At 66.9% G+C, this 14,125-nt stretch carries 8 protein-coding genes; 6 read left to right on the top strand and 2 right to left on the bottom strand.

Translation table 11 applies throughout. The features are described 5' to 3' along the window. Nucleotides 1-64: 64 nt before the first annotated feature. The 5 genes from ABZS58_RS31905 (at nt 65) to ABZS58_RS31885 (ending at nt 10,546) form a co-directional block, all read left to right on the top strand. The gene (locus ABZS58_RS31905; protein ID WP_354786951.1) at nt 65-553 is read left to right on the top strand and encodes a Uma2 family endonuclease; all 489 of its coding nucleotides are present in this window, start codon (nt 65-67) and stop codon (nt 551-553) included. A gap of 69 nt (nt 554-622) precedes the next feature. Further along, nucleotides 623-4,306 (top strand): hypothetical protein, encoded by a 3,684-nt coding sequence (locus ABZS58_RS31900; protein WP_354786950.1) that lies wholly within the window; start codon nt 623-625, stop codon nt 4,304-4,306. Beyond that, nucleotides 4,303-7,107: a BREX-2 system phosphatase PglZ gene (gene pglZ, locus ABZS58_RS31895; RefSeq protein WP_354786949.1), complete on the top strand. Its 2,805-nt coding sequence runs from the start codon at nt 4,303-4,305 to the stop codon at nt 7,105-7,107. Before ABZS58_RS31900 ends, pglZ begins: the two co-directional genes overlap by 4 nt. Further along, on the top strand, nt 7,104-8,420 hold the full coding sequence (gene brxD / locus ABZS58_RS31890; RefSeq protein ID WP_354786948.1) for a BREX system ATP-binding protein BrxD: 1,317 nt from the start codon (nt 7,104-7,106) through the stop codon (nt 8,418-8,420). The genes pglZ and brxD overlap by 4 nt, the downstream gene beginning before the upstream one ends. Then, the gene (locus ABZS58_RS31885; RefSeq protein ID WP_354786947.1) at nt 8,417-10,546 is read left to right on the top strand and encodes a DEAD/DEAH box helicase; all 2,130 of its coding nucleotides are present in this window, start codon (nt 8,417-8,419) and stop codon (nt 10,544-10,546) included. The genes brxD and ABZS58_RS31885 overlap by 4 nt, the downstream gene beginning before the upstream one ends. Before the next feature lie 83 nt (nt 10,547-10,629). Here ABZS58_RS31885 and ABZS58_RS31880 read toward each other — a convergent pair whose 3' ends face one another. Together ABZS58_RS31880 and ABZS58_RS31875 are read right to left on the bottom strand one after the other, a co-directional pair. After that, the gene (locus ABZS58_RS31880; RefSeq protein WP_354786946.1) at nt 10,630-11,130 is read right to left on the bottom strand and encodes a hypothetical protein; all 501 of its coding nucleotides are present in this window, start codon (nt 11,128-11,130) and stop codon (nt 10,630-10,632) included. Nucleotides 11,131-11,531: 401 nt separating this feature from the next. Further along, on the bottom strand, nt 11,532-11,945 hold the full coding sequence (locus ABZS58_RS31875; protein ID WP_354786945.1) for a helix-turn-helix domain-containing protein: 414 nt from the start codon (nt 11,943-11,945) through the stop codon (nt 11,532-11,534). Between the two features lie 753 nt (nt 11,946-12,698). Between ABZS58_RS31875 and ABZS58_RS31870 the strand changes: the two genes are divergently transcribed. After that, nucleotides 12,699-13,784, top strand: a complete 1,086-nt coding sequence (locus ABZS58_RS31870; RefSeq protein WP_354786944.1) for a hypothetical protein — start codon at nt 12,699-12,701, stop codon at nt 13,782-13,784. The last annotated feature ends 341 nt before the right edge of the window (nt 13,785-14,125 follow it).

The following is a 14,125-nucleotide window of genomic DNA, read 5'->3' as shown; positions in this document are numbered from 1 at the left end:
GATGAGCGCCGAGACCGTGGGTGCCGAGATGCCCACTCAGGTGACCCTTGACGACCTTGCCGCGATGGCTGCTGCCGATGAGAACCACCGCTATGAGCTCAGCCTCGAGGGAGTGTTGTCCGTCATGCCACCCGCGGATCCCGATCACGCGCTGCTCGTGACGCGGATGTTCGCCTGGTTCCTCACCAATGGCTACGGGCCTGAGCAGGTCGTCGTGGACTGCGGTATCGACGTCGGCGGCGGCCGGGTGCCTGACCTGTCGGTCTGGGCGGAGGGCCGGCCACCGCGCCGGGCCCGGTCCAGCTATGCGGGCACGGACGGGCTGCTGCTCGCTGTCGAGGTCGTGTCCAGGGGTTCGGAGGTCGTCGACCGGATCATCAAGAAGACCGAGTATGCCAAGGCCGGCATCCCCCACTACTGGTTCGTCGAACGGGACGGCGGCACGACCGTGCATCGGCACACGCTCAACGCGGAAACCGGCGAATATGAGCTTGTCGTCGGTGGTGCACAGCCGCTCGCCTGGCTGCTGACCACCGTTCCGGACGTGGCGTGACCTTCTCGACATGATGATCCGCCGAGCGGGTCATGTATCGACAGTGACCGGCACGCTACGGTGACGACCATGGCATCGACGACCCCGCCGCTGCTCCGCGAACTGATCCACATTCCGGAGCGGTCCAGCCAGAGTGACTTCGTCCTCAAGCTCGTCGAGGGTGTGACCGACCCGCAGGCGACCCTGCGGGAGTATGTGATCACCGACCGCCTGGTGGACAACTTCGACCAGGCGCTCAACCTGATCGCTGGGGCGCTCGGTGGCGGGTCGAAGGCGGCGTACCTGCACGGTTCGTTCGGCGCGGGTAAGTCGCACTTCATGGCGGTGCTGCACGCGCTGCTGCGCGGTGAGAAGGTTGCCCGCGAGCGTGACGAGTTCGCGCGGCTGCTCGGCAAGCACGACGAATGGCTGTCAGGCAAGAACTTCCTGCTCGTGCCGTTCCACTTGATCGGCGCCAAGTCGCTGGAGCAGAAGGTCCTCGGCGGCTACGTCGAGCACATCCGGCGGCTGCACCCCGACGCACCCATTCCGGCGGTACACCGGACCGACGCCCTGCTGGAGAGCGCTCGCTATCAGCGCAAAACGATGGGTGACCCGGCGTTCATCAGTGGGCTGCCCGGCAGCGATGACGAGTGGGGTGACGAGGAGGCGTGGACGTCGCAGCAGCTCGACGCGGCCTTCGCCGCATCACCCGACGACGAGGGTCGCCAGAAGCTCGTCAACGACCTGCTGCAAACCTGGAACCAGGGGTTCTTCACCAACGCCCAGGAGGACGCCGAGGGCTTCGTTTCCCTCGACCGGGGCCTGACGGAGATCAGTCGGCACGCCAAGTCGCTCGGCTACGACGGTCTGGTGCTCTTCCTGGACGAGTTGATCCTGTGGCTGGCCAACTCGATCGCCGACGAGAAGTTCGTCGCCCGGGAAATTCAGAAGATCACGAACTTCGTCGAGGGTGGTGACGTCCGGCGGCCGATCCCGATCGTCAGTTTCATCGCTCGGCAGCGTGACCTGCGGGAGCTGGTCGGCACCGATGTGACCGGTGCGACCGAGCTCGGTTTCATGGACACGCTCAACCTGGCCAGCGGCCGGTTCGAGCTGATCACGCTCGAGGACCGGAACCTGCCGGACATCGCGCGGCAACGCCTGCTCAAGCCGCTCTCCGACGAGGGCGACCGGCAGATCGCCGACGCGTTCGAGCGCACCACCAAAGAGGTACGTCGGGATGTTTTCGACACGCTCATGGGTGCTGAAGGCGCCGATCTCCCATCATTCAGGGCGACCTATCCGTTCAGCCCGGCGTTCATCAGCACGCTGGTGCACGTCTCTAGTGCGCTGCAGCGTTCCCGCACCGCGCTGAAGCTGATGCGGGATCTGCTCGTCGAGCGCCGTGACGATCTGCGGTTGGGGCAGTTGGTGCCGCTCGGTGACCTGTATGAGGTGATCAGCCGGGGCGGGGATCAGCCGTTCACCGAGAAACTGAAGATCGAGTTCGAGACGGCGCAACGGTTGTACCAGGGACGCCTCCGGCCGTATCTGTTGAATGTCTATGGCATCGGCGAGGACGACGTCGAGCGGGTACGCCGAGGCGGGGACGTGCCTGCGGACCTCGCCGGGCGGGTCCGGGTCTTCACCGGCGACGACCGGATCATCAAGACCCTGCTGCTTTCGGCGCTGGCGCCGACCGTACCGGCGTTGCGGAATCTGACTGCTCGGCGGCTGTCCGCGCTGAATCACGGCAGCATCACCAGCCCGATCCCGGGTGGCGAGGTCGGCCAGGTCATGCGCAAGATCGACGACTGGGCCGGCCAGTTCGGCGAGATCAAGAAGCTCGGCATCGACGACCCTGTCGTGTCGCTGGAACTCGTCGGCGTCGACGTGGACAGCGTCCTGCAGTCCGCGCACCACTTCGACAAGCCAGGCAACCGCCGCTTGATGGTGAAACGCCTGCTGTGGGAAGAGCTTGGCGTCACCGAGTCCGGCCAGTACGTCGACACGGCGGAACTGCCGTGGCGCGGCAGCCGGCGCCAGATCGAGATGATTTACGGCAATGTCCGCGACGAGAACAATATCCGCGACGATGCCTTCCACCCCCTCGAAGGCGACGCCTGGCGGTTGATCATCGACTACCCGTTCGATGAGGGAAACCACAGCCCGGCCGACGACCGCGACCGGGTCCACCGGCTCGCCGAACGGATCTCGCCGCGGACGGTGTGCTGGATCCCGGCCGCGTTCACCGCCGACCGGCTCAACGATCTGGGCCGGCTGGTCATCATCGACGCGGTCCTCAGCGGCCAGCGGTTCGACAGCCACGCGCAGCACCTCAGCAAGGATGACCGCCGCCGGGCGAACGACACCCTGCGCAGCCAGCGCGACGCGCTGATGAGTCGCATGCGCACGCTCCTGCGCCAGGCATACGGGCTGGCCGCGAAGCAGTCGAACGACGTGGTCACCTCATACCAGGATCACGTCCTGTCGCTGGCTTCCAATTTGCAGCCGACGCTGCCGATCGGTGCGGCGTTCAAGCAGGCTCTGCAGGCCCTCGCTGAACAGATGCTGGCCAGCCAGTTCCCGGCCCACCCGGACTTCGACCCTGACCGCAACGGCACGATCGTCAGATCGACCGAGTTGAAGATGGTGCTCGAGGTTGTCCGGCAGGCGATCGACGCGCCCGACGGCCGTGTCGAGGTGGAGCGCAAGGACCGCCTGACCGTGCGACGGATCGCCAACCCCCTGCGGCTGGGTGAGATGCACGAGTCGGCCTTCGTCCTCGGCCGGCACTGGGTGCAGCACTTCCATCAGAAGGTGGCGCAGGAAGCCATCACAGGCGACCTCAAGGTGCCGGATCTGCTGCGGTGGCTTGACGAGCCCCAGCCGTACGGCCTGGACCGCAGTGTCGCCGGGCTGGTCCTGATGTGCTTCGCCGAGCAGACCGACCGGGCGTGGCTGCTGCAGGGCGGTGTCCTGAACCCGCCTCCGGACCTGACGGGCATCCGGGACCACTTCACGCTGCGGGAGCAGGCGCTGCCGTCGGAGGAACACTGGCAAACCGCCGTCCGCCGGTCGATGGACCTGTTCGGTGTGACGACGCCCGGGCCGAGACGGGGCCGGTTGGTGGCATTGTTGGTCCGCGACATCTCCTCAGAGGCGGGGCGGTACCGCAACGACGCCCACCGGCTGCTGCGGCAGTTGCAGGACCACGCCCAACCACTGGACCTCTCCGCCGAGACCGGGCGGCTGCAGACGGCGCAGGCCGCGGCCGACCTGCTCGACGGGCTGCACTCCCGGGCCAGCACCGTCGACGTCATCACGCACCTGGCAACCGCGGACCTGGGTGGCCCTGCGGACCGGTGCGGAGTGAGCATCCGATCGGCCGCCACGATCGCCCAGGCGCTGGACCAGATGGACTGGAGCAACCTCGAACTCATCACCCAGCTTCCGGCGCCGTTCGACCGTGAAGGCGCGGAGATCCTGGAAGAGTTGCGGACCGTGGCCCGCTCCGACGAGCTCACGACACGGATCAAACTGGCACCGGCGCTGACGACCGCAAAGACCAAGACTTCGGTCCTGCTCAAGCGAGCCATCATCAAGCCGACGCCACCGCCGACGCCTCCGCCGCCTCCGCCGAACCGAACGGCCACCAGGCGCGACGACGTCACTGCGGCGAACGTGGCCGCGGTCGTTGACGAACTCCGCCAGATCATCAACAGCAAGCCGGACAAACGGTTCACGGTGACATGGGAGGAGACCGAATGACGACAGCCGACGCCACTCGGACCCGCGTCATGCGTATCACGCCAGCGGCGCTGACCCGCAAAGTTGAACAGCAGCTCGCGCGGCATAGACGGACCGTTGATGGGCCTGCTCCGGTGATCCTGCTACGCGCCGAGCCGCAGTGGACCACCGAGCCGACCTTGGTACTTGCTGACGGCATCCGACTGAGGGTGGCCGTAGCCGTATCGACATTGGCCGTTTGGGACCAACTCGTCGGGCACCTCGCCGGTGATACCCCAGAACCTCTGGTCATCCTGACCGACCTGACCGATACCGAGCTTGGTCACGGCATCCTCAGCGAGGTGTTCCGCAACCGGGTCATCACCGTCGAGCCCTGGTCGCTGATCGCGGACTGCTTCGGCGCGCAGCGCATCGACCCGCGGCTGGCAAACGAACGATGGGCCGGGGCGGCGTTGATCGACGCGATGCCCAGCACCGGCTGGCCCAAACTGTCCGGCACGCTCTTGACCCGTGACGTGGCGCTGAGCTGCCTCGCCGCGGCCAGACTCGGCCTCAACACCGCCAACGGCGACGCCGAAAACCTCGACGGCGCCGCACTGCTGCGGTGGACGCTCGAACCGGAAGCAACCGCCGCCCTCACAAACCTCCAGGCCGAGGAGCGGACCGGCCTGCAAACCTGGCTGGTGGAGCGCACCGGCAGTGCCACCCGCCCGGTCTTTGCGCTTATCGAGGCCGGACGAGTGGAGGACAGCATCCCGTTCGGCCTGGTGTGCGCCGCGCTCTGGTCCGACGAGAGCTCCGACACCAGCCGCGCCAAAGGCCGAGCCGACCAGTACCTCAACGATCAGGCGGTCGGCGACCCGGAGTTGCGTGCTCTCGGCACGGTGGCCGAGCAGGTCATCGCCGAGATGCTCGGAGAGGCGGGTCGCGACGGTGTACGGAGCGCCGCGGTCGCGCTCCGCCTGCAGCAGGTGCTGGACCGGGCCGAGGAGCTGGTGATCCAGCTCGGTGCACAGATTGCCGCCGCCCGCAGTCCGATCCTGCGGACCGGATTCGACCACCGCATCGGCGTAGTCGCCGTTGCCTTGCAACGGACACTCGACGAGCCGGGGCCGGCAGCGGCGCAGGCGCTCGAAGCCGCGGCAGCCGTGCTCGGTGCGCACCGGCTTGCCTCCCGCCAGGAGCAGCGCGTCGAACGGGCCACCATGGCACTGCGACTCGTGCGTTGGCTGGCTGACGGCGACGCCTCGCCACCGGAAAATGTCAGCGACGCGATCGACCGGCAGGTCACTCAATGGGCCTGGGTCGATCTCGCGCTTACGCAGGTCTGGGCGGGCGAGGAGGCCCACCCGGCACTGCAGGCCGTGTACCGGAGCCTGTATCACGCGGTGGCCGCTCGCCGGCGCGCCCTCGACGAGGCGTTCGCCAATCGGTTGGCGGCCTGGACCACCACCGGCGGGCAATTGTCAGGATCGACGGTCGTCGTGGAAAAGGTCCTCGAACGGGTCATCGCACCACTGGTCCGCGCAGGCGGGCCGCCAACTCTGCTGGTGATCCTCGACGGCATGAGCACCGCCGTCGCCGCGGAACTGGCGCAGGAGCTCACCAACCATGGCTTGGTGGAGTTCGACGTGCTGGCGGGAGTGGACAAGGGCGCGCCGCCACGGCGCCGTGGCGTGGTGGCCGCCTTGCCGACGCTCACGACCGTGTCCAGGGCATCGCTGCTCAGCGGAAAGCTCCGCACCGGCGGCCAGGACGACGAACGGGTCGCCTTCGAGGCCCACCCGCTGTGGGGAGGACGCCCCGCCCGGCTGTTCCACAAGGGATCGCTGCACGGCGGCGCCGGCGAAGTCCTCGGTACCGAGCTCGTCCAGGCGCTCGGCGATCCGCAGACGCTGGTCGCTGTCGTCATCAACACGGTCGACGACGCGCTGGACCGAGGCCGCGAATCCGCTGACGCGTCGTGGCGGCTCGGTGACCTCGGCCCCCTCCGGGTCCTGCTCGACCATGCTCGCAGCGCCGGCCGCGCGGTGATCCTGACCAGCGACCACGGCCATGTACTGCACCGCGACGGTACACACCGATCGGCCGACGCTCCCGGATCGGGTCGTCACCGCAGCCCCGGCACCACCCCGGTCGGCGCCGGTGAGGTGCTGCTGTCCGGCAGCCGCGTCCTCGCCGAGGAGCACCGCATCGTCGCACTGTGGAACCCGGACCTCCGGTACGGACCGAAGAACGCCGGCTACCACGGCGGGGCAGCCCTGGCGGAGGTCACCATCCCGCTGCTGGCGTTTCTGTCCCGCGGGGCCGAAGTACCAGCAGGCTGGGGTGCGCTGTCCGATCAACGTCCAGTGTGGTGGGACTGGACCACGCCAGCGCCGCCGGTGACGCGGCAGGTCGTGCCACCACGGAAGGCACGCCAGCACAGCGCGCAGCGGGCGGAGGCTGCCGGGCAGGTGACCCTCGATATTCAGCTCGACCCGCCGATGACTGACTCGCCTGTTCCGAGCCTCATCGATGCCCTGTTCGCGAGCGAGATGTTCGAGGCACAGCAGTCGTCAACCGCGCGGCGCATGCCCAAGCCGAAGATCAGAGGAGCTCTCGACGCGCTCCTCGCCGCCAACAACACACTCCCCCTGCCGGTCCTCGCGCAACGCGCCGGTGAGGCGCCGGCACGGGCCAACGGTTTCGCGACCACGCTGGCCCGCATCCTCAACGTCGACAACTTCGAGGTGCTCCAGCTCATCGACGACGGGCAGACCGTCCGGCTCAACGTCGCCCTGCTGCGGACGCAGTTCGGTCTTCCGGACGACGTGCGGTGACCGCCGCGGTGAGCGCCGCGCGGCGCAGACAGGTCATCGACGCGCTGCGGCGGGGCGCCGTGCCGGAGACCGGGCTCGACCTGCTCGCTGTCGGCCTGGACCGGTTCACCGGCAGCGTCGAGGAGGACCTCGAGGCCGTTGCGGCCGGCGGATCGGTGTTCAAGGCGGTCCGCGGCGAGTACGGCGCAGGAAAGACCTTCTTCACCCGCTGGCTCGCCGACCGCGCCCGCAAGGCGAACCTGGCCACCGCCGAGGTGCAGATCTCCGAGACCGAGACACCACTGCACAAACTGGAGACCGTCTACCGCCGGCTCACCGAGCGGCTGACCACATCGGCGTTCCCGCCGAGTGCGCTACGGCCCGTGGTCGACTCGTGGTTCTATGCGCTCGAGGAAGATGCGCTCGCCGCTGGGACCTCCGCCGATGACAGCGCAGCGCTCGAAGCGGCCGTCGCCGATCTGCTGCGGCAACGCCTCGCCGCGGTCGGCCGGACGGCGCCGACGTTCGCGGCCGCGCTGGGCGCCTACCGTGCTTCCACATTGGATGGTGACGCCACCACCGCGGCCGCGATCCTCGCGTGGCTCGGCGGACAGCCGAACGTGGCCGCCGCCGCCCGCCGGATTGCCGGCGTCCGCGGAGATCTCGACCACTTCGGTGCGCTCGGCTTCCTGCAAGGCCTTTTGACGGTACTTCGTGACTCCGGCCATCCTGGTCTCCTGCTTGTCCTGGACGAGGTCGAGACCCTGCAACGCGTCCGGTCCGACGCCCGGGACAAGGCCCTCAACGCGCTCCGCCAGCTCATCGATGAGGTGTACTCCGGCCGCTTCCCCGGTCTCTACCTGGTCATCACGGGCACTCCGCCGTTCTTCGACGGCCAGCAGGGCGCCCAACGCCTCGCGCCACTGGCGCAACGCCTCGCGACGGACTTTCCCGCTGATCCCCGGTGGGACAATCCGCGAGCGGTCCAGATCAGGCTGCCCGGCTTCACCATCGATGCCCTCGTCGACCTCGGCGGCAAGGTCCGGGATCTCTTCGCCGCTGGGACGACAGATCCGGCCCGTATTGTCGGCGTCGTCGACGAACGCTATCTTCGCGAACTCGCTGAGGCGGTCGCGGGCCGGCTCGGCGGCAAGGTCGGTATCGCGCCCCGGCTGTTCCTCAAGAAGCTCGTCGCCGGTGTCCTCGACCTCGTCGAGCTGCACCCCGAGTTCGATCCACGACAGCACTACGCGTTGACCGTGACCGACACCGAGCTGTCCGACGTGGAACGCAACGCTGCCAACGCCGACGACATCGACCTCGAGGTGCCGTGAGCCTGGAGTCGCTGCACCCGTCGATCCAGCACCATGTGGTCAACACCTTGGGCTGGGCGGCGCTGCGACCGCTGCAGGAAGCCGCGATCATGCCGTTGCTGCGTGGCGACGACGCGCTCCTCCTCGCGCCCACGGCGGGTGGCAAGACTGAGGCCGCGACCCTGCCGCTGCTGTCCCGGATGTCCGCGGAGCAGTGGCGTGGACCGGCGCTGTTGTACCTGTGTCCGCTCAAAGCACTGCTCAACAACCTCCTACCGCGCCTGGAGCAGTACGCCGGCTGGGTCGGGCGCACCGTGGCGCTGTGGCACGGCGACGTGAACTCCCCGCGCCGCAAGCAAATCCTGCGCGACCGGCCGGATATTTTGCTCACCACCCCGGAGTCACTCGAAGCAATGTTGGTCAGCGTCAACGTCGACCACCGCTCATTCCTCGGCGGCATCCAGGCCGTCGTCATCGACGAGGTACACGCGTTCGCCGGCGACGACCGCGGCTGGCACCTCCTCGCCGTATTGGAACGCTTGAGCCGGATCGCCGGTCGCCCGATCCAACGGGTCGGGCTCTCCGCCACCGTCGGCAACCCGGACGATCTGCTGCTCTGGCTGCAGGGCGCCGAACGCGGACGCCGACCCGGTTCGGTCATCGCGCCGGACATCGCACCGCCGGCCGGCGGGCGCCCTTCCCCTGACGGTCCTCCTCCCGGCGACATCGAGCTCGACTACGTGGGCTCTATCTCGAACGCGGCGACCGTCATCGCGGCGCTGCACCCCGGTGAGAAACGGCTCGTCTTCTGCGACTCGCGCCAACTCGTCGAAGAGCTCGGCGCGGCGCTCCGCTTGCGTGGGGTCACTACCTTCGTGTCCCACGCGTCGCTCTCCATCGACGAGCGTCGGCGGGCCGAGACAGCATTCGCCGAGGCACGGGACTGCGTCATCGTCTCCACCAGCACCCTGGAACTCGGCATCGACGTCGGCGACCTCGACCGAGTGCTGCAGCTCAACGCCCCACGCACCGTCGCCTCGTTCCTCCAGCGGCTGGGCCGCACCGGACGACGCCCCGGCAGTACCCGAAACTGTCTCTTCCTCGCCCTCGACGAACCCGGCCTTCTCCAAGCGGCCGGACTGCTGGCGCTCTGGGGCAGCGGCTGGGTCGAGCCGGTCACGCCACCACCCGAACCGCGGCACATCGTCGCGCAGCAACTCCTCGCGCTGTGCCTCCAGGAGCAGCGGGTCGGCGAGAACCTCTGGCCATTGGCGTGGAACGGCTTGGCGCCGTTCGACAAGACCGCCGACGTCATCCAGCGGTACCTCCTCGATCAGGGCTACCTGGACCAGGACGGCGGGATGCTCCACATCGGTCCTGAAGCAGAACTGCGCTTCGGCCGCCGCCACTTCATGGGCATGACAGCTGTGTTCACCGCACCTCCCGAATTCACCGTACTGACCGGCCGGACCGAGATCGGCCGGACCGACCCCGCACTGCTCACCGAGGAGGTCCGCGGGCCACGGCTACTCCTCCTGGCCGGGAAGAGTTGGCGGGTCACGTACGTCGACTGGGTACGCCGACGCTGCTACGTCGAGCCCGCCGACAGCGGCGGGAAAGCCCGCTGGAACACGGCAGGTGGAATCGCCGGGATGAGCTTCGAACTGGTCCGCGCCATGCGAGGCGTCCTGCTCGGCGCCGACCCACCGGTTCGGTTGACTCGCAGGGCAAGCGGCCGTCTCGAAGAGACCCGGCTGCGGCTGTCGTCTCTCGTGCATCGAGGCGGGCCGGTGGTACACCGCAACAAGGGACAGCTGCGGTGGTGGACGTGGGCCGGCTACCGCGCAAACGCGACCCTGGCCACGACGCTCAGCGAGCTGGTCGATCCCGCAGGGTACTTCGATGACCAGCACATCAGGCTACGGGCAGACCTGTCCCAGAACGACTGGGTTAGTGCCGTGGCGGATGCGGAGCAGCGGCTCTGCCTACCTGACGTCGATCCGAAGGCGCTTTCCGGCCTCAAGTTCAACACGGCGCTTCCGCAACGACTGGCCATCGCCACGCTTTCATCGCGTCTCGCTGATTTGCCTTCGGCCGCACAGGTCCTCGGCGAGCGAGCAACCTTCGTGACCTCTGACGACGACTAACCGGCCAACTATCTTCACTTTGGCCCAGGGTTCAGCAACGTACTCCACGCTGGGGCCTGCCGCCCGTGGCTGCTTGGTCTTCGCTAACGTCGACCCTGATCTGCCGTAGCCTGGGCTGCCTGTGCGCTGCTGAACCTGCTCCGTTCCCACCGCCCCGGCTCGTCGAGTAGTACAAGCGTGCTCGAACCACCACCCATGGACCGTGACTCGCTGCCGAGTGCGGCAGCCAGTTCATGCCACCGATCCTCGTCCTCATACCTGAGGAGATCGGCGGCATCGTAGACGACAAGCCACTGATTCAGGGACGCTGAACGGTCGCCGGCATCACCGACGAAGTCGGACCAGCTGCGAGTCGCCCGGTAGGGCAGTTGAAGCGCCGCAGTCAGATGCTCAATGGTGCGGGCGACGGTAGTGCAGGCCGCACCGAGTGCGAACCGGATGTCGATGCGATCCTCTGCTCCCAGCTCCAGGGCCTCATCGAGTTCGAACACCAGTTCCTCGAAGTGACCCTGCGCAAGGTCTGCGATGATCGTCCGCCCGCGAGTCGCAATGACCCGCTCGGCAAAGAGGTTGAGATCGGCCACACCGATAGTGTGGCAGTCCGCTTCATCCGGGCGACCGGCGCGATCGCCCTGTCCTTCCTTGGCCCACCAAATGCCAAGATCATGATCTGGTATGCCCTGGACAAACCGGCATGCCGGACTGCTTGACTCATTCAGGCGCAGCGTCAAGGTGCCTGATCGCTTTATCCACGATGCCAGATACTAAAGCGCAGACCCTTGAACAGCAATAACACTGCTCGATTTAGATCGTTCGGAACCGGACAAGCCGAGTCAAGGGGTCTGATAGCGGCATTCTCGACCTGACATCTATGCCAGAGAATGAAGGAAGGCTATACCGGTCATACGACCAGTAGAAACCCTCAAATTTCGGGACGGCGGGATTCGAACCCACGACCCCTTGATGCGCAATCAAACGAACTCTGTCAGGTTAGGTCGCGAATGTAGCTGTCCAGATCCCCACGGCGAACCCGACGTAGACGACCAATAGTCACTGACGGCAACGTTCGAGCGGCGACTAACCTCTTCACGTGCACCGAGCTGCACCGCAACACGGCGGCGGTCTCCTGCACGGTGAGGAGGTCAGGCCTGCCGCCCTCGTCTGCCGGCGCGGCCGGCGAAGCGTCGACGACGTTCACGCGTGCGGGCTGTGACTGCACCGACCTGCCGGAAAGGGGGACGATGATCGCCAGGAAGGTCTGATGTTCGGCATCGACATGTCCGCCCACTGCTCGAACAAGGTCTTCGACGGCGAGTTGTAGCTTCGGATGGTCCATCGAGTTGAAGTGCTCCTGATCATGCGTGCCCTGCCGGGTATGCGCTGGCGGGAAGGGAGTCACGGACACCCACGCTAGAGATTGGACAAGGTGCAAGCCGGCCACAGCGGGTTCATGCACTCGGACCACGAGCACGGATTCGCAGGCGTACCGCAAGGTGAGCAGCGACACGTCGTACAACGACGCATTGCGTCGACGGGCGTGGCCGGTCGAGGATCTCCACGAGGCATCGACCCAAGGTCGCCGGGTTAGCTCTGGCCAACTTCCCAAGCCAGCCGACCGGGCACATATTCATCGGTCGATGAGCAACATCGCCGAGGGGGCAAGGACGGACATGCACCTGGCGAGTGTCACCGGGGACGTCATGAAGCCCTACGCCATCCGCAGCCCTCGAACTGAACTCCCCGCCTCATGGGGCGTCGGCTACGGCAATACCGCGGCAACGGTCGCAGTGCTCCCGGCTACCTCAAATCCGGCGAGCAGCTGATCCTTGCCGAGTCGTTGACCAGGTTGTCGCAGGCGTTATGGCACTGCTACACCCATCCGGCATCCGCAACCTCCAGCACGAAGGGTGGCGACGTCAGCAAGAACGAGCGTCACTCCCACTTTGTGCTCGACGGACAGATGACACGTGGTGACACCTTCCACCACTCCGCAGAGGACGGCACCATCAACACGTGTCCGAACAGACCAGCCGTACGAGGCCGGTCACCGCGTGGTTGCCGTCGTCGGCCGCCCAGCGGCGGCGGGCATTGGGGCCGCACTCACGCTGCACCCAACAGGCAGTTGACGTTACCGACTGGGTAGGACATCTCCATGACGCACTACGCGATCAACGAATACCGTGACGAGCTCCTCGCCGTATGGAGCGCTGGATACGGAGAAACGGCCCGAGCGGTATCTACGCTCCCCACGACTGCGACCCCAACACAGCGATTCGCGCTCGCCGAAAGCCTCACTCACCTGTCGCGCGCATTCTGGCACTGCTACACCCATCCAGCCTCCGCATGCCGGAGCGTGGAGGTCAACACCGAAGGCTGGCGGCGGCAGGAGACCCGCGCACTGTTCAGCGCCGTGGTCGCATCGCTGCTGAAGCCGAACCTGCCCGAGGGAGACACACTGATCGTCTCCTACGACCCAGTGGAAGAGTCCGCGCATCGCGTCGGGCGCGCACTGCACGAAATCGGCGATGACGATCTCACTGCTGCCGTTGCCATCGACGTCGAAGCCGAACTCGCTGCCGTCGAGCAAGCCGAACGCGGAGACCTGTCCGACCGCGCCCGCCAAGCCGTCCTCCTCACCCGCGAAGACGTCTCCCCCGCCCAGATCGCCGCCGCGGACCACCTACTACGGCAATACCCCCTCGGCACAGACGACCTGCTCCTCAGCTTCGACCCGACTGCAGCATCCGTGGCCGCAGCACACTGGCTGCAAGCCGCCGCCGACGTCGTGGCCGACCTCGCCCACCTCCCCGCGGCCGAGGTCGTCGAACGAGCCGACGACGTCGAGGCGATCCCCCACGCCACCCCGACCAAAATTCTCGAGCTCATGGAGATCGGCGCATCCCCACGCGACGCCGTCCTGGATCTGATCAGCGGCGCCATGCGCGTCGCCCAAGGCGAACTGCCCGATATCGAGGAGACTCGCGACGTCATCGAAGCGGCCGACCGATTCATGGAGACGGACGAGCCGATGCGGCTCACGCCACTCGATCCCCAACGTCCAGCGCGCGATCTCCTCGAAGACCTCCTGGCCGGCATCCGAGGCTGCTGGCTGCTCTACCCTCGATACCTCGACGGTGTCCAGCCCCATCACGACGATGAACTCCAGGGCGGAATTGACGCCGAGTTCCTGGACGCTGTCCGAACACGCGCCAAGGCCGACCACGCCCGGCTGCTCTAGCTGGCCGCCCGCCGAACCCGCAACCTTCCGATTACAAGTCGGTGGAGTACGTGTTGCTCGCGCCGTCGATTTTGTGCGGGCTAACATCCGCGACACAACCTGCAACCACCGCCGTCTCCGGCCAGGAGTCTGACCCGACCATTACAGGCAGGTGTGGGTGAGCGGGACCAGCAGAGCCATCCCTCCGGTTCACTGTAGGAACTCGAATCCTCTAACGCACTCGGAGGCTGCTGAGCGACTGCAGGGCTACGGGTACTCGTTGTACAAGCGGGTTGCCGGTCGGAAGATTCGCCATCATGTGCTTGGTGGCCGCCTCATCCGTTTCACCGATGACGACCTGC

The organism is Dactylosporangium sp. NPDC005555, from assembly GCF_040605635.1.
GTDB lineage: Bacteria > Actinomycetota > Actinomycetes > Mycobacteriales > Micromonosporaceae > Dactylosporangium.
The sequence above is the reverse complement of the archived record's forward strand: the minus strand, read 5'-3'. Positions and strand labels throughout refer to the sequence as shown.